The 21,918-nt window shown below is 72.4% G+C and carries 26 protein-coding genes and 1 riboswitch; of the genes, 13 read left to right on the top strand and 13 right to left on the bottom strand.

Going from position 1 to position 21,918, the window contains the following annotated elements:
- Window position 1: 1 nt before the first annotated feature.
- The 5 genes from IG74_RS0126260 to IG74_RS0126240 form a co-directional block, all read right to left on the bottom strand.
- Entirely contained in the window at window positions 2-850 is an 849-nt protein-coding gene (locus tag IG74_RS0126260; RefSeq protein ID WP_030682231.1) for a class II fructose-bisphosphate aldolase, read from the bottom strand.
- Window positions 851-896: 46 nt separating this feature from the next.
- Entirely contained in the window at window positions 897-1,832 is a 936-nt protein-coding gene (locus IG74_RS0126255) for a 1-phosphofructokinase family hexose kinase (RefSeq protein WP_030682228.1), read from the bottom strand.
- A 129-nt stretch (window positions 1,833-1,961) separates the two neighbouring features.
- A complete protein-coding gene (nagA, locus tag IG74_RS0126250) occupies window positions 1,962-3,101 on the bottom strand; it encodes an N-acetylglucosamine-6-phosphate deacetylase (protein ID WP_030682226.1) in 1,140 nt (379 codons plus the stop codon).
- The gene (locus IG74_RS0126245) at window positions 3,101-4,099 is read right to left on the bottom strand and encodes an ROK family protein (RefSeq protein WP_078869041.1); all 999 of its coding nucleotides are present in this window, start codon (window positions 4,097-4,099) and stop codon (window positions 3,101-3,103) included. The genes nagA and IG74_RS0126245 overlap by 1 nt, the downstream gene beginning before the upstream one ends.
- 33 nt (window positions 4,100-4,132) lie before the next feature.
- Window positions 4,133-5,053 carry an SIS domain-containing protein gene (locus tag IG74_RS0126240; RefSeq protein ID WP_030682210.1) on the bottom strand — a complete coding sequence of 307 codons (921 nt, stop codon included), beginning with the start codon at window positions 5,051-5,053 and terminating at the stop codon, window positions 4,133-4,135.
- Between the two features lie 247 nt (window positions 5,054-5,300).
- On the opposite strand from IG74_RS0126240, the gene IG74_RS0126235 reads away from it, so the two are divergent.
- From IG74_RS0126235 to otsB, 3 genes are read left to right on the top strand one after another with little or no spacing between them, the layout of a single operon-like run.
- On the top strand, window positions 5,301-6,521 hold the full coding sequence (locus tag IG74_RS0126235) for an ABC transporter substrate-binding protein (protein WP_051855419.1): 1,221 nt from the start codon (window positions 5,301-5,303) through the stop codon (window positions 6,519-6,521).
- Between the two features lie 32 nt (window positions 6,522-6,553).
- Entirely contained in the window at window positions 6,554-6,817 is a 264-nt protein-coding gene (locus tag IG74_RS0126230) for a DUF3263 domain-containing protein (RefSeq protein ID WP_051855415.1), read from the top strand.
- Between the two features lie 16 nt (window positions 6,818-6,833).
- Window positions 6,834-7,685 (top strand): trehalose-phosphatase, encoded by an 852-nt coding sequence (gene otsB, locus IG74_RS0126225; protein ID WP_030682201.1) that lies wholly within the window; start codon window positions 6,834-6,836, stop codon window positions 7,683-7,685.
- A 65-nt stretch (window positions 7,686-7,750) separates the two neighbouring features.
- Here the strand turns inward: otsB and IG74_RS0126220 are convergent, their stop codons facing one another.
- Both IG74_RS0126220 and IG74_RS0126215 read right to left on the bottom strand, forming a co-directional pair.
- Window positions 7,751-9,139, bottom strand: coding sequence for an alpha,alpha-trehalose-phosphate synthase (UDP-forming) (locus IG74_RS0126220; protein WP_030682197.1), 1,389 nt, complete (start codon window positions 9,137-9,139; stop codon window positions 7,751-7,753).
- A 188-nt stretch (window positions 9,140-9,327) separates the two neighbouring features.
- On the bottom strand, window positions 9,328-10,317 hold the full coding sequence (locus IG74_RS0126215; protein WP_030682194.1) for a glucosyl-3-phosphoglycerate synthase: 990 nt from the start codon (window positions 10,315-10,317) through the stop codon (window positions 9,328-9,330).
- 168 nt (window positions 10,318-10,485) lie between these two features.
- Window positions 10,486-10,638, top strand: a riboswitch (SAM riboswitch).
- Here IG74_RS0126215 and thrC point away from each other — a divergent pair.
- The 4 genes from thrC (at window position 10,632) to groL (ending at window position 15,188) form a co-directional block, all read left to right on the top strand.
- Window positions 10,632-11,963: a threonine synthase gene (thrC, locus tag IG74_RS0126210; protein ID WP_078869040.1), complete on the top strand. Its 1,332-nt coding sequence runs from the start codon at window positions 10,632-10,634 to the stop codon at window positions 11,961-11,963. Its footprint overlaps the riboswitch before it by 7 nt.
- 107 nt (window positions 11,964-12,070) lie before the next feature.
- A complete protein-coding gene (locus IG74_RS0126205) occupies window positions 12,071-12,346 on the top strand; it encodes a MoaD/ThiS family protein (protein WP_030682189.1) in 276 nt (91 codons plus the stop codon).
- Window positions 12,347-12,807: 461 nt separating this feature from the next.
- Complete coding sequence (locus IG74_RS0126200) at window positions 12,808-13,011, top strand: cold-shock protein (protein ID WP_005315736.1); 204 nt, start codon at window positions 12,808-12,810, stop codon at window positions 13,009-13,011.
- A gap of 554 nt (window positions 13,012-13,565) precedes the next feature.
- Window positions 13,566-15,188: a chaperonin GroEL gene (gene groL, locus IG74_RS0126195; RefSeq protein WP_030682188.1), complete on the top strand. Its 1,623-nt coding sequence runs from the start codon at window positions 13,566-13,568 to the stop codon at window positions 15,186-15,188.
- Between the two features lie 87 nt (window positions 15,189-15,275).
- On the opposite strand, the gene IG74_RS0126190 is transcribed toward groL, so the two are convergent.
- Both IG74_RS0126190 and IG74_RS0126185 read right to left on the bottom strand, forming a co-directional pair.
- Window positions 15,276-15,479 carry a DUF397 domain-containing protein gene (locus tag IG74_RS0126190; RefSeq protein ID WP_030682185.1) on the bottom strand — a complete coding sequence of 68 codons (204 nt, stop codon included), beginning with the start codon at window positions 15,477-15,479 and terminating at the stop codon, window positions 15,276-15,278.
- A complete protein-coding gene (locus IG74_RS0126185) occupies window positions 15,463-16,302 on the bottom strand; it encodes a helix-turn-helix domain-containing protein (RefSeq protein ID WP_030682183.1) in 840 nt (279 codons plus the stop codon). Before IG74_RS0126185 ends, IG74_RS0126190 begins: the two co-directional genes overlap by 17 nt.
- 115 nt (window positions 16,303-16,417) lie before the next feature.
- Here IG74_RS0126185 and IG74_RS0126180 point away from each other — a divergent pair, with 115 nt between their 5' ends.
- The 4 genes from IG74_RS0126180 (at window position 16,418) to IG74_RS0126165 (ending at window position 17,416) form a co-directional block, all read left to right on the top strand.
- Window positions 16,418-16,633, top strand: a complete 216-nt coding sequence (locus tag IG74_RS0126180; protein ID WP_030682179.1) for a hypothetical protein — start codon at window positions 16,418-16,420, stop codon at window positions 16,631-16,633.
- Entirely contained in the window at window positions 16,630-16,833 is a 204-nt protein-coding gene (locus tag IG74_RS0126175; protein ID WP_030682177.1) for a hypothetical protein, read from the top strand. The genes IG74_RS0126180 and IG74_RS0126175 overlap by 4 nt, the downstream gene beginning before the upstream one ends.
- Before the next feature lie 69 nt (window positions 16,834-16,902).
- Window positions 16,903-17,082: a hypothetical protein gene (locus IG74_RS46270; protein WP_037826087.1), complete on the top strand. Its 180-nt coding sequence runs from the start codon at window positions 16,903-16,905 to the stop codon at window positions 17,080-17,082.
- Window positions 17,083-17,242: 160 nt separating this feature from the next.
- On the top strand, window positions 17,243-17,416 hold the full coding sequence (locus tag IG74_RS0126165) for a hypothetical protein (protein ID WP_158857758.1): 174 nt from the start codon (window positions 17,243-17,245) through the stop codon (window positions 17,414-17,416).
- Here IG74_RS0126165 and murQ read toward each other — a convergent pair.
- On the bottom strand, window positions 17,413-18,363 hold the full coding sequence (gene murQ / locus IG74_RS0126160) for an N-acetylmuramic acid 6-phosphate etherase (RefSeq protein WP_030682170.1): 951 nt from the start codon (window positions 18,361-18,363) through the stop codon (window positions 17,413-17,415). The genes IG74_RS0126165 and murQ overlap by 4 nt on opposite strands.
- Before the next feature lie 96 nt (window positions 18,364-18,459).
- Window positions 18,460-19,371: a MurR/RpiR family transcriptional regulator gene (locus IG74_RS0126155; protein WP_051855412.1), complete on the bottom strand. Its 912-nt coding sequence runs from the start codon at window positions 19,369-19,371 to the stop codon at window positions 18,460-18,462.
- Between the two features lie 84 nt (window positions 19,372-19,455).
- Between IG74_RS0126155 and IG74_RS0126150 the strand changes: the two genes are divergently transcribed.
- The gene (locus IG74_RS0126150; protein ID WP_030682164.1) at window positions 19,456-19,812 is read left to right on the top strand and encodes a hypothetical protein; all 357 of its coding nucleotides are present in this window, start codon (window positions 19,456-19,458) and stop codon (window positions 19,810-19,812) included.
- Window positions 19,809-20,075, top strand: a complete 267-nt coding sequence (locus IG74_RS0126145; RefSeq protein WP_030682162.1) for a DUF4031 domain-containing protein — start codon at window positions 19,809-19,811, stop codon at window positions 20,073-20,075. Before IG74_RS0126150 ends, IG74_RS0126145 begins: the two co-directional genes overlap by 4 nt.
- Before the next feature lie 54 nt (window positions 20,076-20,129).
- On the opposite strand, the gene IG74_RS0126140 is transcribed toward IG74_RS0126145, so the two are convergent.
- Together IG74_RS0126140 and IG74_RS0126135 are read right to left on the bottom strand one after the other, a co-directional pair.
- On the bottom strand, window positions 20,130-21,242 hold the full coding sequence (locus IG74_RS0126140; protein WP_063761294.1) for a GNAT family N-acetyltransferase: 1,113 nt from the start codon (window positions 21,240-21,242) through the stop codon (window positions 20,130-20,132).
- A gap of 9 nt (window positions 21,243-21,251) precedes the next feature.
- Window positions 21,252-21,896: a hypothetical protein gene (locus tag IG74_RS0126135; protein WP_030682157.1), complete on the bottom strand. Its 645-nt coding sequence runs from the start codon at window positions 21,894-21,896 to the stop codon at window positions 21,252-21,254.
- Window positions 21,897-21,918 lie beyond the last annotated feature (22 nt).

The following is a 21,918-nucleotide window of genomic DNA, read 5'->3' as shown; positions in this document are numbered from 1 at the left end:
GTCAGCCGGTCAGGCGGAGGAAGTGGGTGACCACCTCTGTCATCGCTTCCCGCGCGGGGGTGAGGTACTTGCGCGGGTCCACGGTCCCTGTGTCTTCGGCCAGGAACCGGCGTACCGCCCCGGTGAAGCCGGTGTTCAGGGCCGTGCCCACGTTCACCTTCAGTACGCCCGCGGCGACCGCCGCCCGGATCTCCGCGTCGGGCACGCCGCTCGACCCGTGCAGGACCAGCGGCACGGGCACCCGCGCGCGCAGGGCGCCGATCAACTCGTGGTCCAGGGACGCCGTGCGCTCCGTCATGGCGTGACGGGAGCCGACCGCGACGGCGAGCGCGTCGACCCCGGTCTCGGCGACGTACGCGGCGGCCTCGTCCGGATCCGTGCGCACGCCGGGCGCGTGCGCGTCGAGGGGCGCCTCGCCCTCCTTGCCGCCGACCCGGCCCAGCTCGGCCTCGACCCAGATGTCCCGCTCGTGGCCCCAACGCACCGCGTCCGCCGTGGCCTTGACGTTCTCCGCGTACGACAGCTTCGACGCGTCGAACATGACGGAGCTGAAGCCCTCGGGGTGCGCGGCCCGCAGCAGGTCCACGTCCGTGACGTGGTCCAGGTGCAGGGAGAGGGGCGCGGAGGAGGCGCGGGCGACGGCCGCGGCGGCCTGGGCGATCGGGGTGAGGTCGCCGCCGTGGAAGCGCACCGCGTTCTCGGATATCTGGAGCACGGCCGCGCGGCCCGCGCGCTCCGCGCCGCGGGCGACGGCCTCCGCGTGCTCCAGGGTGATGACGTTGAAGGCGGCGAGGCCGCACCCCTCGGCGCGGGCCCGGCCGACGAGCTCGCCGGTGGTGATCAGTGGCATGGTGCCCTCATTCCCGGGCACGCGCGGCCCGTGTCGCCCAACCCCGTTACGCAGCCGACGCCTTGCCGCTCACCGTCACCTTCGGCAGCACGTCCTCGTACACCGCCCGGTCGAACTCGCCCGCGGCCGGGGCCGCCACGGTCGCCGCCGACAGGGCCACCGCGCGGGTGAGCCGGTCCGGCCAGTCCAGGCCCTCCGCGAGCCCGGAGAGCAGGCCCGCGACCGCCGAGTCGCCCGCGCCCGTCGGGTTGCCGCGCACGGCGGCGGGCGGCGCCGCCCGCCAGGTGCCCTCGGGGGTGACGGCGAGGAGGCCGTCGGCGCCGAGCGACGCGACGACCGCGTGCGCGCCCCTGCGGCGGGCGTCGCGGGTGGCGCGGGACGGCTCGTGGGCGCCGGTGAGTTCGGCGAGCTCGTCGGCGTTCGGCTTGACGAGGTCGGGGCGGGCGGCGACGCCGCGGCGCAGCGGTTCGCCGCTGGTGTCGAGCAGCACGGGGACGCGCGCGGCGCGTGCCGCGCGCACGAGGAGGGCGTACGCGCCGACCGGGACGCCCGGCGGCAGGCTGCCGCACAGGGCCACCGCGGCGATGCCGGGGGTGCCCACCAACTCTTCGTACGCGGCGAGGAATCCGGACCACTCGGCGGACGACACGGACGGGCCCGGCTCGTTCAGCTGGGTGGTGTCGCCGGTGCGGGCGTCGACGACGGCGAGGGTGCGGCGGGTGGGGCCTTCGACCGGCCGCAACGCGTCCACCAGGCCCGGCACGCGCGTGAGATGGTCGCGCAGGGTGCGCCCGGTGGCGCCGCCCGCGAAGCCGGTCACCGTCACCGGGTGGCCGAGCGCGGCGAGCACCCGCGCCACGTTCACGCCCTTGCCGCCCGCGCGTTCGGTCACCTCGGTGACGCGGTGGGTGGTGTGGGGTGTGAGGGCCGGGACGCGATAGGTCAGGTCGAGGGCGGCGTTGAGCGTGACCGTGACGATCACTGCTTCACCCCCGATGCCCCTGCTCCAGTACGGCTTTCGGGGCCTGATCATGCCAAAAAGAAGGCGGTTGGCCCAGACCTCGGGGCCAACCGCCTCACTGCGACCGGATCGCGCGCGACCGCGCGCGCCTCACTTCGGGTCGACGACCCACTCGCCCTTGCGGAGCACGCCCTTGAGCGCGAAGTCCGCGTCCAGGACGACGAGGTCGGCGTCCTTGCCGGGTTCGAGGGAGCCGACCCGGTCGTAGACGCCGAGGATCTTCGCGGGGGTCGCGGAGATCGCCGTGACGACGTCTTCGACGGGCAGTCCGTCCACCGTCACGGCGCGCTGGAACGCGCGGTCCTGGGTGAGCGTGGAACCCGCGATGGCACCGCCCTCGGCGAGCCGCGCGACGCCCTCCGACACCACGACCTCCAACGGGCCGAGGTGGTACGTGCCGTCGCCGAAGCCCGCCGCGTCCATCGCGTCCGTGATGAGCGCGACGCGGTCGGCGCCCGCGCGGTGGAAGGCCAGCTGGAAGGCGGCGGGGTGCAGGTGCGTGCCGTCGTCGATCAGCTCGACGGTGACCCGCTCGTCCTCCAGGAGCGCGGCGATGGGCCCCGGCGCGCGGTGGCCGAGCCCGGGCATCGCGTTGTACAGGTGCGTGGCCACGGTGGCGCCCGCGTCGACGGCCGCCACCGTCTGCTCGTACGTCGCGTCGGTGTGGCCGATCGCGGCGATCACGCCGTGCTCGGCGAGGAGGCGCACGGAGTCGATGCCGCCGGGCAGTTCGGCGGCGAGGGTGACCATCTTGGCCTGGCCGCGGGCCGCGTCGATCAGCTTGCGGACCTCCGCCGGGTCCGGGTGGCGCAGCAGGGACTCGCTGTGCGCGCCCTTGCGGCACGGCGAGATGAACGGGCCCTCGAAGTGGACGCCCGCGATCTCGCCCTGCTCGGCCAGCTCGCTGAGCAGACCAGCGCGCTGCGCCAGGGCGTCCATGTCGCCGGTGACCGTGGAGGCGACGAGGGTGGTGGTGCCGTGCAGGCGGTGCGTGTGGACGCCGTGCAGGATGTCCTCGACGGTGCCGTTGGTGAAGGACGCGCCGCCGCCGCCGTGGTTGTGCATGTCCACGAAGCCCGGGACCAGCCAGTGGCCGGTCAGGTCGAGCGTCTCGGCGTCCGCGGGAGCGCTCCCGGCGATGCGCGTGCCGTCCACGATGACGCGGCCGCCGGACACGGTGCCGGTGGGCAGGACCACCCGGGCACCGGCGAGAACCTTGCTAGTGGCCATCAGGTGGATACCTCCGGGGATGCGTCGGTGGGGGTGGTGGTGAGGGTGGTGCTGGATGTATCGGTACGCGGGCCCTCCGGCGTGAGCAGGTCCCAGGCGAGCAGGCCCGCGCCCAGACAGCCCGCGGCGTCGCCGAGCGCCGCGGGGACGATCTCCGGCAGCGTCTGGAACTGCACCACGCGGTCCGCGACCGCCGTGCGCAGCGGGGTGAACAGCGTGTCCCCGGCCTCCGCGAGGCCGCCGCCGACGATCAGCGTGTCGGGGTCCAGGAGGGTGAGGGCCGTCAACAGGCCGTCGGCGAGCGCGTCCACGGCGTGCTGCCACACCTCGGCCGCGCGCGGGTCGCCGGAGCGCACCGCCTTGGCGCAGTCCGCGGCGTCCGCGCCCGGGTCGCCGCTCGCCTCGGCCCAGGCCTTGGTGACGGCGGACGCCGAGGCGAGCCGCTCCAGGCAGCCGCGCTGGCCGCAGCCGCAGGGCGGGCCGCCGGGCCGGACGACGATGTGGCCGATCTCGCCCGCCGAGCCGTGCGCGCCGGGCTCGATGACGCCGTTGATGCCGATGGCGCCCGCGATGCCGGTGCCGAGCGGCACGAACAGGAAGCGCGCCGCGCCCTTGCCCGCGCCGAGGCGGCCCTCGGCGAGGCCGCCGGTGCGCACGTCGTGGCCGAGCACCACGGGGATGCCGCCGAGCCGGGCGCTGAGCAGGTCGCGCAGGGGTACGTCGGTCCAGCCGAGGTTCGCCGCGTACACGGCGAGGCCGCGCTCGGCGTCGACGATGCCGGGGACCGCGACGCCCGCCGCGGCGGCGGGCTCGCCGAGGTGGGCCGCGCCGTGGGCGCGCAGCTCCGCGGCGAAGTCCAGGATCGACTCGACCACGGCGGCCGCGCCGCGCTCACGCCCTGTGGGGCGGCGCGCCTCGTGCAGCAGCGTGCCGTCCGCCCCGACCAGGGCGGCCTTCATTCCGGTGCCGCCCACGTCCAGGGCGATGACATGTCTCACGGGGACAGTGTCGCGTGTGACCCCGCAAGAGGTCTAGTCCAGTGTGCGTACCGCCCCCGGCTGCTTGAGGACCACGCTCCGGGTCAGATTGCGGGGGCGGTCCGGGTCCTGGCCCCGGTCCTCGGCCAGGCGCACGGCGAGGCGCTGGGCGCGGATCAGGTCGGCGAGGGGGTCGACGTCGGTGCGCGCCACCAGGTCGCCGCCGACGCGGGCGACGTCCTCCGCGAGCCCGACGGGCAGCTCCCCGAACATCCACGCGACGCGGCCGGGCGCCGTGATGGAGATCGGCCCGTGCCGGTACTCCATCGCCGGGTACGCCTCCGTCCACGCCCCCGCGGCCTCGCGCATCTTCAGGCCCGCCTCCAGGGCGAGGCCGTAGGTCCAGCCGCGGCCGAGGAACGTCCACTGCTCAGCGGCGACCACCGCGTCCGGCAGCGGCTCGGCGACGGTGCGCTCGGCGTCCGCCGCCGCCTCGGCGACCGACCTGAGACCCGGGACCGCGCCGAGCCCGGCCCGCAGGAAGGCGAGGGCGGTGGTCGCGAACCGGGTCTGCACGACGGACTCCTCGTCCGCCCAGTCCAGGACGGCCACCGCGGCGGCCGCGTCCATGACGGGCGTCTTCGGGTCGGCGGTCAGGGCAAGGGTCGGCACGGCGGACCCCACCGCCCGGAGCAGGTCGAGCACCTCCGTCGTCGTGCCGGACCGGGTGATCGCCACCACCCGGTCGTAGCGCCGCCCGGTGGGGAACTCCGACGCCGCGAACGCGTCCGTCTCGCCCTGCCCCGCGGCCTCCCGCAGCGCCGCGTACGCAAGGGCCATGAACCACGAGGTCCCGCATCCGGTCACGGCGATCCGCTCGCCCGGCTCCGGCAGGCCTGAGCAGGCCGCGGCGCTCTCGGCGGCCCGCCGCCAGCAGTCGGGCTGGGTGGCTATCTCAGTTGCGGTACGCGACATGTGCCAAGGCTCCTTGCCGGTGCGGGAGTTGTGCCGGACGGCGCCGGTACGGCGCCCCGACCAGTGCTTAGCAGCAGGGCGACCGGCCGGGCAATGGGTGACCGCCGTTGCAGAAGTGATACTCGGGTGGTGTAGACCTGGTGTGTTGACGCGGGGGAGACTCGCGTTCCGGTTGTCTCGGCAAGGGTGGGAAAAAGCGGTGCAGCGGCGCGTGACAGGCCTTACGGCGGCGGTGGCCGCACTGAGCATGGCGGCGCTGCTCGCCGGGTGCGGCGAATCGGGCGGATCGGGCGATGTGACCCTCAAGCTCGTGGCGGCCGACTACGGCGACTCGGCGGCGAACAGCTCCAAGAAGTACTGGGACAAGCTGGCCGAGAAGTTCGAGGACGAACACCCGGGCATCAAGGTCGACGTGACCGTGTACTCCTGGACGGACGTCGACCGCAAGGTCAAGGAGATGGTCGCGGACGGCGAGGCACCCGACCTCGCGCAGATCGGCGCCTACGCGGACTACGCGGCGCAGGACAAGCTGTACAGCGCCGACGACGTGCTCTCCATCCCCACCCAGGCCGACTTCCTCGCGCCGCTGTCGAAGGCGGGCGTGGTCAACCGGGTCCAGTACGGCATGCCGTTCGCCGCGTCCACGCGCCTGCTGTTCTTCAACGAGAAGCTCTTCAAGAGCGCCGGCATCACCCCGCCGGAGAGCTGGAGCGAGCTCCAGGCCGCCGCGAAGAAGCTCAAGTCGCGCGGCGTGAAGATCCCCTACGCGCTGCCGCTCGGCCCGGAGGAGGCGCAGGCCGAGACGTACCAGTGGCTGCTCAGCGGAGGCGGCGGCTACACCGACAACGTCGGCTCGTACGACTTCGACTCCAAGCAGAACGTCGACACGTTCAACTGGCTGAAGAACGAGCTGGTCGGCAAGGGCCTGACCGGGCCGACGCCGCCCGGCAAGCTCAACCGCGCCGAGGCCTTCGCCGCGTTCACGCGCGGCGAGGTCGGCATGCTCAACGGCCACCCGACGCTGATGCAGATGGCCGCCAAGAAGCACCTGAAGTACGGCATGGTCCCCATGCCCGGCGTCAACGGCAAGGCCCAGTCCACGATGGGCGTCGCCGACTGGATGATGGCCTTCAAGGAGAACGGGAACCGCAAGGAGATCCGCGAGTTCCTCGACTTCGCCTACTCCAAGAAGAACGTCCTGGACTTCTCGCGCGAGTACGACCTGCTGCCGGTGACCACGTCGGCGTCCCAGGAGATGGCCGACGACAAGGCCGACGCGAAGAAGCTCGGCGGCTTCCTGGAGGAGCTGCCCGGCTCCCAGCTGTACCCCGTCGGCAAGACGTCGTGGGCGCAGGTGTCCGTGCAGATCAAGAAGTACATCGGCAAGACCGTCGACCCGAACGGCGACCCCGAGGCGACCCTGGCCCAGCTCGACGCGAAGGCCGCGGCCGAGGAGAACGCGAGCTAGCGGCCGCCCCGCGCGGCGCTAGGCTGGGCCGGGTGAACGACGTGCCTGAGGCGCAGCCCCCCGCGGCCGGGGGCGGCCTGTCCGCGCGGGCCCGGGCCGTGCTCGCCCTGGAGCGGCGCAACTGGAGCGGCCCGGGCGCCAAGGAGCGGGCCATACGCGAAGAGCTCGGCCTCGCCCCGGTCCGCTACTACCAGCTCCTCAACGCCCTGCTCGACGACGAGCGCGCCCTCGCCCACGACCCGGTCACCGTGAACCGCCTGCGGCGGGTACGCGCCGCACGCCGCGCCGAACGCTGACGCTAGGGTCGGGGCCATGGGTGACGACCGCACGCACTCCCCGTACGAGCCACTGACCCCCGCGGGCCGCGAAGGGCTCGCCGCGATCCTGGCCCGGCCCGAACGCGCCGTGATCGCCCTGGACTTCGACGGCACGCTCGCGCAGATCGTGCCGGACCCCGAACTGGCCAGGGCCCACCCGGACGCCGTGCCCGCGCTCGCCGCGCTCGCTCCGCGGGTCCGCTCCGTCGCGGTCGTCACCGGCCGCCCGGCGGGCGTGGCCGTCCGCCACGGCGGGTTCGCGGGCGTCCCGGGCCTTGAGCACCTCGTCGTGCTCGGGCACTACGGCGCGGAGCGCTGGGACGCCGTCACCGGCACCGTGCACGCGGCCGAACCGCACCCGGGCGTCGCCGCCGTCCGGGCCGAGCTGCCCGGCTTCCTCGACGGCATCGGGGCCTGGCAGGGCACCTGGATCGAGGAGAAGGGGCGCGCCGTCGCGGTGCACACGCGCCGGGCCGACGACCCCCAGGCCGCCTTCGACGCGCTGCGGGGCCCCCTCGGCGAGCTCGCCGCGCGCCACGGCCTGATCGTCGAGCCCGGCCGCATGGTCCTGGAGCTCCGCCCGCCCGGCGTGGACAAGGGCGTGGCCCTCACCGACTACGTACGCGAAGTGGGCGCCGATTCGATCCTCTACGCCGGGGACGACCTCGGGGACCTGCCCGCCTTCGCCGCGGTGGACAAGCTGCGGGCCGACGGCGAGGTGCGGGGCCTGCTGGTGTGCAGCGGCAGCGCGGAGGTCACGGAGCTGGCCTCGCGCGCGGACCTGGTTGTCGACGGGCCTGCCGGTGTGGTCGGGCTCCTGGCCCGGCTGACCGCCGACCTTGCCTGAACGGTTGCTCGGCACCCGGGGCTGTGCCCACCCGTCCCGCCCTGCGGGACGATTGCCCACAGCGGTTATGGCTCTAGTGCTCTGAGCTGGTCCAGGAACCAGCGGGCGGGCGGTAGGGCCGTGGCTGCGACGGCCAGGCGTTTGGTGCGTTCGGCCCGCTCCGCGGCGGGGAGCACGAGTGCCTCGTGCAGGGCCGCGGCCGTCGCCGTCACGTCGTACGGATTCACCCCGATCGCGTCCTCGCCCAGCTCCTCGTACGCCCCGGCCTCCCGGGACAGGACGAGCGCGCAGCCCTCGTCGGAGACGACGGGGACCTCCTTGGCGACCAGGTTCATGCCGTCCCGGATGGGGTTGACCAGGGCCACGTCGGCGATCCTGTACGCGGCGAGGGAGCGCGCGAAGTCGTCCTTGACGTGCAGCACCACCGGCGTCCAAGCCGCCGTGCCGAAGCGGGCGTTGATGGCGTCGGCGACGCGCGAGACCTCCGCCGTGTAGTCGCGGTAGACCGCGAGGTCCTGCCGCGAGGGGTAGGCGAACGCGACGTGCACCACCCGCTCGTGCCACTCGGGGCGCTCGTCCAGCAGCAGCTCGTACGCCCGCAGCCCCCGGACGATGTTCTTCGACAGCTCGGTGCGGTCCACGCGGACGATGACCTGCCGGCCGGGCCCCACCTGCTCGCGCAGCGCCGCGAGCCGCTCCTCGACGTCCGCGCGCCGCGACCGCTCCCGCAGGAAGTCCGCGTCCGCGCCGAGCCCGTGCACCCCGACGCGCGTCCCCGACGTGCCGCCGAGCAGCCGCACGCAGCACTCCGTGAACGCGTCCGCCCACCGCCCGGTGAGGAAGCCGAGCCGGTCCGCGCCCAGCATGCCGCGCAGCAGCTGCTCGGCGACGTCGTCGGGCAGCATCCGGAAGTAGTCGGCGGGCGCCCACGGAGTGTGCGAGAAGTGCCCGATCCGCAGGTCGCCGCGGAGCTCGCGGAGCATGCCCGGCACCAGCGCGAGGTGGTAGTCCTGCACGAGGACCGTCGCGCCGTCCGCCGCGCTTTCGGCGAGCGCCTCCGCGAAGGCCTGGTTGTACTGCTCGTAGGCGGCCCACTGGGCGCGGAACTCGGGGCCGAACTCCGGCTCCAGGGGCGTCTGGTACAGCATGTGGTGCACGAACCACAGCACCGAGTTCGCGATGCCGTTGTACGCCGCCGCGTGGGTCTTCGCGTCGATGTCGAGCATGCGCACGCCCGACTCGACGACCCCGCGCCGCACCGCCTCGCGGTCGCCGTCGCCGAGCGCGGAGCACACCCACAGCGCGTCCGCCTCGTCCCCGATGGCGCTGAGCCCGGACACGAGCCCGCCGCCGCCGCGCCTGGAGGTCAGCTCGCCGTCGTCCCCGACGGCGTACGAGACGGGGCCGCGGTTGGACGCGACGAGGACCCGGGCGGCGGCACGAGGGGAGACCATGTTGGCGAACCTAGCCCGAGCCGGGTGCGCGTAAACGCGCACCCGTGCGAGTGGCCCATCACTTCATGGACTCGACGCGAAGGCAGTGCCCCGAAGGCAAGCGCCCCGAAGGGGCGCGGGGAACTGCGCGACCAGCCCCGGACGGCCCGCGGACAAAATCCGGCCCCCGTGCCCCGCAGGACAGCCGTTCAAGCCACGCGCCGCGCCGCATACTCCTCGATCTCCGCCATCGGCGGCCGCTCCTCCGTGTCCACCGGGTACGTGCGCGGCTCGAAGCCCGACGCGCCCCGCACGAACTGCGTCAGCTCCGGGCGCACGAGGTGGCCGCGGGCGAGCCGCAGCTGCGCCGTGCGGTAGATCGACGCGGCCATCCGGCCGAGCGCCTGCCCGTCCTGGTGCCGGTGCTTGCGCACCCCCACGTCGACCTGCGCGAGCGCGTCCAGGCCGACGGTGTGCAGCGCGTCCACGAGCAGCCCGAGCTCCACGCCGTACCCGACCGGGAACGGCAGCCGTTCGAGCAGCGACCTGCGGGCCGCGTACTCGCCGCCGAGGGGCTGTACGAAGCCCGCGAGCTGGGGCCAGTGCATGTTGAGCAGGGGCCGCGCCATCAGCTCGGTGACCCGGCCGCCCTGGCCCGCCGTGGCGCTCGACGCGTCGGCGCCGGGGGCGCCCGTGTCGTCGTCGAGCACCGTCATGGGGCGGTCGTACATCGCCTTCACGAAGTGCACGTCCGGCTCGGTGAGCAGCGGGCCCACGATGCCGGTCACGAAGTCGGCCGAGAACTCCTTCAGGTCGGCGTCCACGAACGCGATCACGTCACCGTGCGTCACCAGGAGCGACCGCCACAGGACCTCGCCCTTGCCGGGCACCGCGGGGACGCGCGGCAGCACGTCGTCCCGGCGCACGACCCGGGCGCCCGCGGCGCGCGCCACCTCCGCGGTGCGATCCCGCGAGCCGGAGTCCACCACCACGAGCTCGTCGACCAGGGGGACCTTCTCGATCAGCTCGCGGCGGATCTCCGCGACGATCTCCCCGACCGTCCGCTCCTCGTCGAGCGCGGGCAGCACGACGCTCACCGTGGTGCCCGAGGCCCGCTTCGCGGCGGTGAGACGGTCCAGCGGGCGGTCGGTCACGGACCAGGAACGCCTGCTCAGCCAGCGCTCGACCTCTTCCAGCACGCGGGTTCCTCCCGTTGGTGGCCGTATGTGATCCATCTCGCGGTTCGGACGACTATCTCAACTGTCCTGGCCTTCGGTTACAGTCTTGAACAACGCCGGTGACCATCGCATGTCGGGGGTCGCCGTCCGTCACGGGTGCCGCTGGCACCCCGTACAACAACCGAATACCGCTCATCCAGAGGGGCAGAGGGACACGGCCCGTTGAAGCCCCGGCAACCCTCCAGCCGGTCTCGTAGCCGCCACAGGCGCACCGCGAGGCTCCCGGCTCGGGAAGGTGCCAATTCCGTCTCGTGGCGAGATGCGCCGCGAGGAAGATGAGGAGAAAGGGCCTCGCCTCCATGGCTGTGCAGACCGTCGACACCACGTCCCCCGCGGAAACCGCGGACACCACGGTCGACCTGGGACCCGCGTCGGGTCTCTCCTGCCGCGAGTGCGGCACCGTCTTCCCGCTCGGTCCGATCTTCGCCTGCGCCGAGTGTTTCGGCCCGCTCGAAGTCGCGTACGACCTTCCCGTCGGCGACCCCGAGGCGCTCCGCGCCAAGATCGAGTCCGGCCCGGCCAACATCTGGCGGTACGCCCCGCTGCTCCCCGTCCCCGCCGACGTCGCGGACAAGCCGAACCTGAACCCCGGCTGGACCAAGCTCGTCAAGGCCGACAACCTGGCCCGTGAACTGGGCGTCGAGCAGGGCAAGCTGTTCGTCAAGGACGACTCAGGCAACCCCACGCACTCCTTCAAGGACCGCGTCGTCGCGCAGGCCCTGGAGGCCGCGCGCGCCTTCGGCTTCACCACCCTGTCCTGCTCCTCCACGGGCAACCTCGCCGGTGCCGTCGGCGCCGCCGCCGCCCGCGCGGGCTTCCGCTCCTGCGTGTTCATCCCGCACGACCTGGAGCAGGGCAAGGTCGTCATGGCCGCGGTCTACGGCGGCGAGCTCGTCGGCATCGAGGGCAACTACGACGACGTGAACCGCTTCTGCTCCGAGCTCATCGGCGACCCGCTCGGCGAGGGCTGGGGCTTCGTCAACGTCAACCTCCGGCCGTACTACGGCGAGGGCTCCAAGACCCTCGCGTACGAGATCTGCGAGCAGCTCGGCTGGGAGCTGCCGGACCAGCTGGTGATCCCGATCGCCTCGGGCTCGCAGCTCACGAAGATCGACAAGGGTCTGAAGGAGCTCATCAAGCTGGGCCTCGTCGCGGACAAGCCGTACAAGATCTTCGGCGCCCAGGCGGAGGGCTGCTCGCCGGTCTCCGCCGCCTTCAAGGCGGGCCATGACGTCGTCCGCCCGCAGAAGCCGAACACCATCGCCAAGTCGCTCGCGATCGGCAACCCCGCCGACGGCCCGTACGTGCTCGACATCGCACGGCGCACGGGCGGCGCGGTGGAGGACGTGAACGACGAGCAGGTGGTCGACGCGATCAAGCTCCTCGCCCGCACGGAGGGCATCTTCGCGGAGACCGCGGGCGGCGTGACCGTCGGGGTCACGCGCAAGCTGATCGAGGCCGGTCTCATCGATCCCTCGCTGACCACGGTGGTCCTCAACACCGGTGACGGCCTGAAGACCCTCGACGCGGTCGCCGCGACGTCTCAGGCGACCGCGACGATCCGGCCGAGCCTGGACGCGTTCCGCTCCGCGGGGCTTGCGGGCTAGACCGCCGTAGGGCTCGCTGCCTGTTCTTCGTCTGCGGGGCCGTTGTGGCTGGTCGCGCAGTTCCCCGCGCCCCCTAAGGGGCACCCCGATCCACCGAGGTGAAGAGTATGAGCGTCAACGTTCGCATCCCGACCATCCTCCGTACGTACACCGGCGGGCGGGCGGAGGTCTCCGCCGAGGGGGCCACCCTCGCCGAGGTCATCGCCGACCTGGAGAAGAACCACACCGGCATCGGCGCGCGCGTCCTGGACGACCAGGGCAAGCTGCGCCGGTTCGTGAACGTGTACGTCAACGACGACGACGTGCGCTTCGAGCAGGGCCTGGAGACGGCCACGCCCGACGGCGCGGGCGTCTCGATCATTCCGGCGGTGGCCGGCGGCTGACCCGTCGCACCGGAAGCCGTTTCGTATACAACGGCTCTGTTCCTACGCTGAGTTACCTCGATTGCCCCCTCCGCGAGAGAAGCGGAGGGGGCAATTCTGCATGGTTGAGCGCGGTACAGTTGGGAATGGAGCTCCGCTTTTGGTGTCGGGCGGCGTCAGTCGCCCGGATAAAGTCGGCCTCGGAGCCGACAAGAAGTAGCCAAAGTGTCCTGCCTATTTGAGCCGAACGTGCCTTTTGTCTGGCCCGACTTGCCCTGAACTCCGGTGAATTCTCCGTATATCGGCGATCGGCCGTGCCCAGAATTCTCGTCCGATTGACCTGTTGCAGACGGCAGTTGGGCAGATACATTCAGCCGCGGTCGACGCGTTCCGGCGCACACCCCCAACCCATGGGGAGTGAGGTCTGACCCGGGTCCGCGAAGTGCGGTCCTGCGCAAGGGCCAGTAATAGGGGAGTTAGGCATGGCTCAGGGCACCGTCAAGTGGTTCAACGCGGAGAAGGGATACGGCTTCATCGCGGTCGACGGTGGTGCGGATGTTTTCGTCCACTACAGCGCGATTCAGATGGACGGCTACCGCACCCTTGAAGAAGGTCAGCGAGTCGAGTTCGAGATCTCGCAGGGCCAGAAGGGTCCGCAGGCGGACATGGTCAAGCTCGCCGTCTGATCGGCTTGGCGCGATCGGCCACCAGCGACGCGTGGGCCCGCCTCCCGGTTCGGGAGGCGGGCCCTTCTGCGTTCCCTCCGCCTTGGCCGGGGCCCCCTGCGCTGCCGCTTGCTTGTCTCTCGGGTGCGGGCCGTCTCCCACGTCACCGGCGCTGGCGCGCCGGATGTTTCCCGCCCGCCCGTCCGTTTGCTCGGCAGTGCACTGCGCGGGTAGGGAGGTGCCCTCGCGCTCGCGCTGTGAAGCTGCCTGGTCATGGGCGCGTGGGTGGGAAGGATCCGCCGCGGAGCGGCGGCGTCGTGGGCTACGGCCCGCACCCGGCGGGCGGTGGTCACCAAGGGAAGCCGGGCCCGGAGTGTGGGGGCGACCTTGCACTCGGAGGGGGCGAGTGCTAATCATTGGCGTTAGCACTCTACGAGTGAGAGTGACAGAACTTGGATCGGGCCGGTGAGGTCCGCAGGCCGGGTGGGGCAAGGAACCACAAGGGCTGCAGGCCGTCCGTCGCGGGCACCAGCACGGTCCGGCTTTTCCACCCCTGTCCGGGAGGACCACTTCACATGGCCAAGATCATCGCGTTCGACGAGGAGGCACGGCGCGGCCTCGAGCGCGGCATGAACCAGCTCGCCGACGCCGTCAAGGTGACCCTGGGCCCCAAGGGTCGCAACGTCGTCCTCGAGAAGAAGTGGGGCGCCCCCACGATCACCAACGATGGTGTGTCCATCGCCAAGGAGATCGAGCTCGAGGACCCGTACGAGAAGATCGGCGCCGAGCTGGTCAAGGAGGTCGCGAAGAAGACGGACGACGTCGCCGGTGACGGCACGACGACCGCGACCGTCCTGGCCCAGGCGCTGGTCCGCGAGGGCCTGCGCAACGTGGCCGCGGGTGCCAACCCGATGGCCCTGAAGCGCGGCATCGAGAAGGCCGTCGAGGCCGTCTCGGGCGCCCTGCTCGACCAGGCCAAGGAGGTCGAGACCAAGGAGCAGATCGCCTCCACGGCCTCCATCTCCGCCGCCGACACCCAGATCGGCGAGCTCATCGCCGAGGCCATGGACAAGGTCGGCAAGGAAGGCGTCATCACGGTCGAGGAGTCGCAGACCTTCGGTCTGGAGCTCGAGCTCACCGAGGGCATGCGCTTCGACAAGGGCTACATCTCGGCGTACTTCGCGACCGACATGGAGCGCATGGAGGCGGCGCTCGAGGACCCGTACATCCTCATCGTCAACTCCAAGATCTCCAACGTGAAGGACCTCCTTCCGCTCCTGGAGAAGGTCATGCAGTCGGGCAAGCCGCTGCTGATCATCGCCGAGGACGTCGAGGGCGAGGCCCTGTCCACGCTGGTCGTCAACAAGATCCGCGGCACCTTCAAGTCCGTCGCCGTCAAGGCCCCGGGCTTCGGCGACCGCCGCAAGGCCATGCTCGGTGACATCGCCATCCTCACGGGCGGCACGGTCATCTCCGAGGAGGTCGGCCTCAAGCTGGAGAACGCCGGTCTCGACCTGCTCGGCCGCGCCCGCAAGGTCGTCATCACCAAGGACGAGACCACGATCGTCGACGGTGCCGGTGACTCCGAGGCCGTCCAGGGCCGCGTGAACCAGATCCGCGCCGAGATCGAGAACAGCGACTCGGACTACGACCGCGAGAAGCTCCAGGAGCGCCTGGCGAAGCTCGCGGGCGGCGTGGCCGTCATCAAGGCCGGTGCCGCGACCGAGGTCGAGCTCAAGGAGCGTAAGCACCGCATCGAGGACGCCGTTCGCAACGCGAAGGCGGCCGTCGAGGAGGGCATCGTCGCCGGTGGTGGCGTGGCCCTGCTGCAGGCCTCCTCGGTCTTCGAGAAGCTGGAGCTCGAGGGCGACGAGGCCACCGGTGCCGCCGCCGTCAAGCTGGCGCTCGAGGCCCCGCTGAAGCAGATCTCCGTAAACGCCGGCCTTGAGGGTGGCGTCATCGTGGAGAAGGTCCGCAACCTCACCCCGGGTCACGGCCTGAACGCCGCGAACGGCGAGTACGTGGACATGATCGCCGAGGGCATCATCGACCCGGCGAAGGTCACGCGCTCCGCGCTGCAGAACGCCGCGTCGATCGCCGCGCTGTTCCTCACCACCGAGGCCGTCATCGCCGACAAGCCGGAGAAGGCCGCCCCGGCCGCTCCGGGCGGCATGCCCGGCGGTGACATGGACTTCTGAGCCGGTTCGTTCGGCTCGGGCTCGTCCTTCCCGAGGGCGGCACCTCCTGCTTCCAGCAGGGGGTGCCGCCCTCGGGCGTTTCCCGCCCTACGCCCCCAGGGAGTCGATGAAGGCGGACCAGGCCGGGGGCCGGAAGAGGAGGTGGGGGCCAAGGGGATCCTTGGAGTCCCGGACGGGGATGACGTCCGGGTGGCCGTCGCCCACTTCGAGGCATTCGCCGCCGCTGCCGCCGCTGTACGTGGACTTGCGCCAGGTGGCCGAGCTCAGATCGTGCTCAGGGTTGGTCCTCATGCGCGTAATCCTGCGCCAACGCCTCGATCAGGGCTAGGGACTTCTCCGGCGAGAGCGCGTCGGCTGCGAGGAGGTCGAAGGTGAACTTCAGGCGGGTGACGGTGGCAGGGTCATCCTCCAGGCGTCCGGTGCCGGGCCCTTCGAAGTAGGCCAGTGAAGGGGCGTCCTCGAAGTCCATCAGCCGCAGGTAGCCCTCCATCGCCGTGTGAGCTCCGGCGCTGAACGGCAACACCTGCATGATGACCCGGCCCTGGTGGGCCAGGCTCGCGATATGGCGCAAGGCCTCCGCCATAACTACAGGCCCGCCTGTCATCCTGCGCAGTACTCCCTCGTCAAGTACCACCCACAACAACGGGTTTGTCGGATGGTTGAGCAGACGGGTCCGCGCCATCCGGCCGTCCACCCACTTGTCGATGGTCGACTCCGGTGCCGTCGGGTCGTACGCGCGGATCACGGTCCGTGCGTACGCGGGTGTCTGGAGCAGCCCGGGGATCAGCATTGCCCCGTACTGCCGGATCGCCGTGGCTTCTGCCTCGGCCTCCGCTGCCTCCGCGAAGTGCTCGGGATAGCGGGACTTGGCCGCCGCCCCGCAGTTCCGTGTGAAGAAGCCCTCCGTCCCCAGAGCCTCATCCAGCATGCGTGCATGGTCCGGCTGCATGCGGCGCGTACCGGCCTCCAGTTGGCCGATGAAGGAGCCGCTGACGAAGATGCGGCAGCCCAGCTCCTCCTGGCTGAGGTTGGACTTCTCTCGGGCGTGGCGCAGCTCCGCGCCCAGTAACGCGCGGGGGTTGGACGACGGGTCGAGGTCTTTGGGGCGGGTCATCGGCAGGTAGCTCCTCGGACACCGGGGACTGTTGGGTGGCCTGCGCTTTTCAGGGTAGGCGCGAGTGAACACCCTGGGTGAGGAACGTTGAACACTCAGTAGAAAGGCGTAGGTCATGGCGATGACGGCGGAGGAGAGGGGCCGCGCGGCCGAGGACGCGGTGGCGGAGCTGCGGGCGGAGCTGGCCCGCTTGGGGGTGACTCTGCCGTCGCTGCGCGTGGACCCGCTGACCATGGCGGCCGAGGCCCCGTACCCGCTCGTGGAGTTGGGGCGGTGCAACCTAGACACGGCGATGCGGCTCGTGGCGGTACTGCGCGGGGCGGCGAAGTGAGGCCGGGGGAGTACGCCGTCGACGTACGGGACGGCAGCGTCGGCCAGGTGATGGGCCACGAGGGCGGCTACGTACAGCTGCGGCCGGTCGGCGGCGGCCGGGAATGGGACTGCCCACCGGAGTCGACGGCCCCCGCGTCGACGGGCGAGGTCCTGCGGGCCCGGGTCCGCCAGGTGAACCGGGAGGGGCGGTTGCCGTGACGGCCGGGCATGACGCGACACTGCTGAACACGGGCTGAAGAAACCGCAGTTGCGCGGGAGGCTGGGCCCATGAACTACCGGCCGAGCAAGCCGCCCGCCCGCTGCATCAAGTGCGGGGACACCCATCTGATCCTGTCGCGGGCCGTGAACCCGAGGACGGACGAGACGGAGTACCGCTTCACGTGCTTGGACTGCCGCGTCGCGTGGCCCCAGGACCAGCACGGAGGCGCTCCCGACGACTACGCCTAGCGAGAGGGGCCGTCCGCCATGCGTGAACCAGCGTGTGCACGTCCGTTGGGCAAGAGCGTGATGATGCACCCTGATGGAAGGTTTCAGTGCATGGACTGCAACACGACCTGGACGTAGGCGGGTGACCATGGCGGACGCGGTGGGTGTCATCAAAGGGCCCATGTCGGATCAGATGGCGTGGGCATCGTTGTACGAGCTGGCCCTGAGCGTGGCGGAACGCCTCGGGGCCACCGTCCCGGACGCCGCCCGCGAGGTGGGGCGGTACGAGTTCCTCGAAGCCGTCCTGAACGTCGATGACGGATGGCGCCTGGACTGGAACGGCAGGCCCTCCTAGCCCCGCAGGTCAGGCCTCGTCGCCGCGAGGGCCGCGCGGAGGTGGCCGTTCGACTCCGTCAGGAGGCGGGTTGCCGTGGGGGCGTCCACGGTGCCGAGGATCGTGAGGATCGCGGGCTTGACCTCGCCGTCCGTGGCGGCGAGGGCGCGTTCGATCTCGTCGTCGGGGGCGCCCGTGGCCAGGGCCACGATGCGGCGGGAGCGGGCGCGCAGCTTCTCGTTGGAGGCGCGCACGTCGACCATCAGGTTCCCGTACGTCTTGCCCAGGCGGATCATCGTGATCGTCGAGATCATGTTGAGGACCAGCTTCTGCGCCGTGCCCGCCTTCAAACGGGTGGAGCCGGTGAGGAGTTCGGGTCCGGTGACGACCTCGATGCCGTGCTCGGCGGCCGCCGCGAGCGCGCTGTCCGCGTTGCAGGACAGGCCGATGGTCAGGGCCCCGACGGTGCGGGCGTGCTCGACGGCGCCGATCGCGTACGGGGTGCGGCCGGACGCGGAGATGCCGACCACTGTGTCGTCGGGGGTGAGCGCGAGCGCCGTCAGGTCCTCGGCGGCCAGGGCCTTGCTGTCCTCCGCGCCCTCGACCGCCGTGACCATCGCGGCCGGGCCGCCCGCGATCAGGCCGACGACGTCGCCGGGGTCGGTGTTGAAGGTCGGCGGGCACTCGGAGGCGTCCAGGACGCCGAGGCGTCCGGCCGTGCCCGCGCCCGCGTAGACCAGTCGGCCGCCGCGCGCCATGCGCTCCGCCGTGGCGTCGATGGCCGCGGCGATGCGGGGGAGCTGCGCGGCGACGGCGGCGGGCACGGAGGCGTCCTCGCCGTTCATGATCCGGGCGATCTCCGACGTCGGCAGGCGGTCGATCTCGGACAGCTCGGGCCGGAAGGCCTCGGTGGTGAGGGACGCGAGCTCGGCGCGCAGTTCGCCGTAGCCGTCGGAGGTGGAGGTCATGGGCACAGCGGCTCTTTCGGTGACGGAGGGATTGTTCAGCCCGTCCGGCGTTTGAGGACGAGCGCGAAGCGCGATGTGCGGTGTGCCCCGGCGGCCTCAGCCGTTGCGGTGCCGATGGGCCAGGGCTTCGTACGATGCCGCGAGGGCCGGCGCGGCCGTCTCGTACGTGCGCTGGGCCACGCCCACGAACAGGCAGTCCACGACGAGGAGTTGGCTCGTGCGCGACGACATGGCCGCCGGGCGCAGCTCGCTCTCGCGGGCGGTGGAGGTGGTCAGTATGTGGTCGGCGTACTGCGAGACGGGGCTCTCGGGGCGGCCGGTGACGGCGATCGTCGTGGCGCCGTGCTCGAAGGCGACCCGCAGCGGTTCGATGACGTCGCCCGTGGAGCCGGAGTGGGTGATCGCGATGGCCACGTCCTTCGCGCGCAGCGTCACCGCGTTGGTGACGGCCAGGTGCGGATCCGAGTGCGCGTGCGCGACCTGGCCGATGCGCAGGAGCTTCTGCGCGAGGTCCTGGGCGACGAGCCCGGACGCGGCCACGCCGTAGATCTCCGTGCGGCGTGCCGAGGCCAGGGCGGCGACGGCCGCCCCGAGCTGCACGGTGTCGAGCCCGGCCGCGGTGTCGGCGAGGGTCTGCTGCTCGTCGTACGCCAGCTTGGCCACGACGTCGGCGATCGGGTCGTCCACGGCGATGTCGGCGGTGACGGCCGGGGCGCGGCCCGACTGCTGCTGGGCGGCGAGTCCGGCGAGGGCGAGCCTGAGGTCGCGGTAGCCGGGGTAGCCGAGGAGGCGGGCGGTGCGGACGACCGTGGCCTCGCTGGTGCCGGTGAGTTCGGCGAGGCCGGTGACCGTGAGGGCGGCGCAGCCCGCCGGGTCGCCCGCGACGGCCTCGGCGACGCGCTGCATGGAGCGGGTCATCGACGGCGCGAGCGTGCGCACCTTCGCCGCGAGGGCGGCCGGGGCGGGCGGAGCCCCGCCCGCGAAAATTTCCTTCACGTCAGAGGTCACTCTTGGAAGATATTTTCAGCGCCGCGACCGGGTCAAGACTCTTGCCGACCGTCACCGTGCGGCGCGCGGGGCGACAATGGCTGCATGGACACGATTGACCCCCTGGAGCAGGCGTTGCACGCGGCACGCGCGCTGGTCCTCGCCGACCTCGCCGCGCGCGAGGTGGCGCAGGCCGACGTGGTCTCCTTCGTCGAGGAGTCCGTCGCGCACCGCCGCTGGTGGGTCGAGCAGTGGCCCGAGGGCGCGGCGTACGTCGCCGGGCTCGTCGCCCAGGACGTACAGGACAGGATCCTGGAGCGGTACGGCCGCTGGCCGCTGTGCCCGGTGTGCGGCTCCGGGGAACCGCACGCCCTGGACGTGGAGCCGGAGCTCGGCCCCGATCCGCACTGGGTGTGCGGCAAGGCCGGGGTCGTCGTGGCGCCGGTGGGCGGTCTGACGTGACGCTGTACATCGACCCGCCGACCTGGCCGGGGCACGGGCGGCTCTGGTCCCATCTGGTGAGTGACGTCTCGTACGAGGAACTGCACGCGTTCGCCGCACGGATCGGGGCGCCCCGGCGGGCCTTCGAGCGGGACCACTACGACGTGCCCGCGGAGCGGTACGCGTCCGCTGTGGCCGCGGGGGCTCTGGAGGTGGGGTCCAAGGAGCTGGTGCGGCGGCTCACCGAGGCGGGGTTGCGGCGGCGCAAGGGGGCCGTGGGCTAGGCGTTGCTGCCCGCGTCGGCCCCGCTGTCCTTGTCGCCGCCGCGCGGCTCGTCCTCAAGCGCCGGACGGGCTGGATTCTTCGCGGGGGTGGGCTGACAGCGCGTAGGTCCGCTGGCCCTCGCGGTCGGCGTCCCGCTGGAAGCCCGCTCGGGTGAGGACCGCCTCCGAGGCCGTGTTGCCCTCGTCGACCACCGCCCGTACGCCCTGGACGCCGGGCAGGGTCAGGGCCCATCCGGTCAGCGCGCGCAGCGCCTCCGTGGCGTAGCCGTTGCCGCGGGCCGCGGGGGCCAGGTCGTAGCCGACCTCCGCCCAGCCCTCGTGGTCGGGCACGCCGTGGAAGCCCATGGCGCCGACCGCGAGCCCGTCGGCGGTGCGCCGGATCGCGTACGTGCCCCACTCGGGGCGGTGCGTGCCCGCCGCGTACGCCTTCGCGATCATCCCGGCGCCGGTCCGCGTGCCCTCGCACGGGCCGCCCTCGACCCAGTCGAAGCCGCCGGTGCCGCCCGCGGCGAGGTCGGCGAGGGCCGGTGGCGAGACCTCCAGGAGCTCCACGCGCTCCGCGGGCAGCCGGATCTGGTTGTGCCAGCGCCAGCGCTCGAGCCGGGACCGCCCCGGCAGGGTGCCGCGGCCGGTCGCCCACAGCAGGGTCTCCCACTGCGAGGCGCCGTCCCTGGCGGGCGGCACGTGCGGGAACTGCCAGGCGAGCAGCGCCTCGCAGAGCCGCTCCGGCGGCTCGTACGCCACCTCGAAGGCGCTCAGCACGTCGTACGCGTGCAGCAGCAGCTCCACGATGCCCATCGCGGCGAAGCCGCGCGCGTCCGCGCTGCCGTACGGGAAGGGGTGGAAGCCGCGCACGCCCTTCGGCGTCGTGCGCACCACCGCCGCGAGCAGGCCGCCCGATGCCTCGATCGCGTGCACCGCCGCCGCGGGGCCCGTGCCCTCTTCGAGGCGGACGTCCAGCGGGACGTACGAGTCCTTGGTCCGCCCCGTGAGCTGCGCCGCGTACGCCGTGAAGTCGCTCACGACGTGCTCCGCCGTCGCCAGGCAGCTCCACTCCAGGCCGCCCGCGGGGCGCGTCCAGTCGTACTCCTGCGTCGCCACCGCGCGCAGGGCGCCGCACGCGTGCGCCACCGCCTCGTCGATCTCGTCTCCGCCCATGCTCAGCATGGCGCGAGGCTACGCGAGCAGCGCCAGCTCGGCCGAGAGGTTTTCGCGCGCCGGGGCCTCCCAGTGCGCGGCCCCGTGCGGGGTGCGGAACAGCCTCGGCAGGGCGAGGAGTTGGCGCAGCACGTCCGCGCGGCCCTGGCGGAACGCCTCGTCCGGGACGAAGGCGTACTCCTCGCGGACCGCCGCCGCGTAGGCCGCGTACGCGTCCGGGGGCGCGGCCAGGACCGCCAGGTCCGCGTCGCACAGGACCTCGCCGTCGCGGTCGCCCTCCGCCGGGTCGTGGGTGACGGTGAGGCGGACCAGGCGGGCCACCTCCGCGGTGTCCTCGTCCGTGAGGCCCGCCTCCGGCAGGGCCCGCTCGGCCAGGCGGGCGCTGCGCTCCTCGTTCTCCGAGCGGTCCGGGGCGTACACGGCGTCGTGGAACCAGGCGGCGAGGCGCACCAAGTGCGGGGCCTCCGCGTGCTGTTCCAGGGTGTCGATGTGGTCGAGCACGGCGGTGAGGTGGGTGAGGGTGTGGTACCTGCGGTGCGGTTCCGCCCAGCGGGCGAGGAGGTTGTCCGCGTACGGGGCGGGGTCCGGGGGCGCCGCCTTGGGGTGGGCCGCGGTGAGGGTGGTGTGCCAGCGGGTGCGGAGTCCTTCGTACGGGTCGGCCATACCCTGTCTCTTATACACATCT

It is taken from the genome of Streptomyces sp. NRRL B-1347 (assembly GCF_000720325.1).
Classification (GTDB): Bacteria; Actinomycetota; Actinomycetes; order Streptomycetales; family Streptomycetaceae; genus Streptomyces.
Note: the sequence above shows the minus strand (reverse complement) of the source record. Positions and strands in the feature narration are given on the sequence as shown.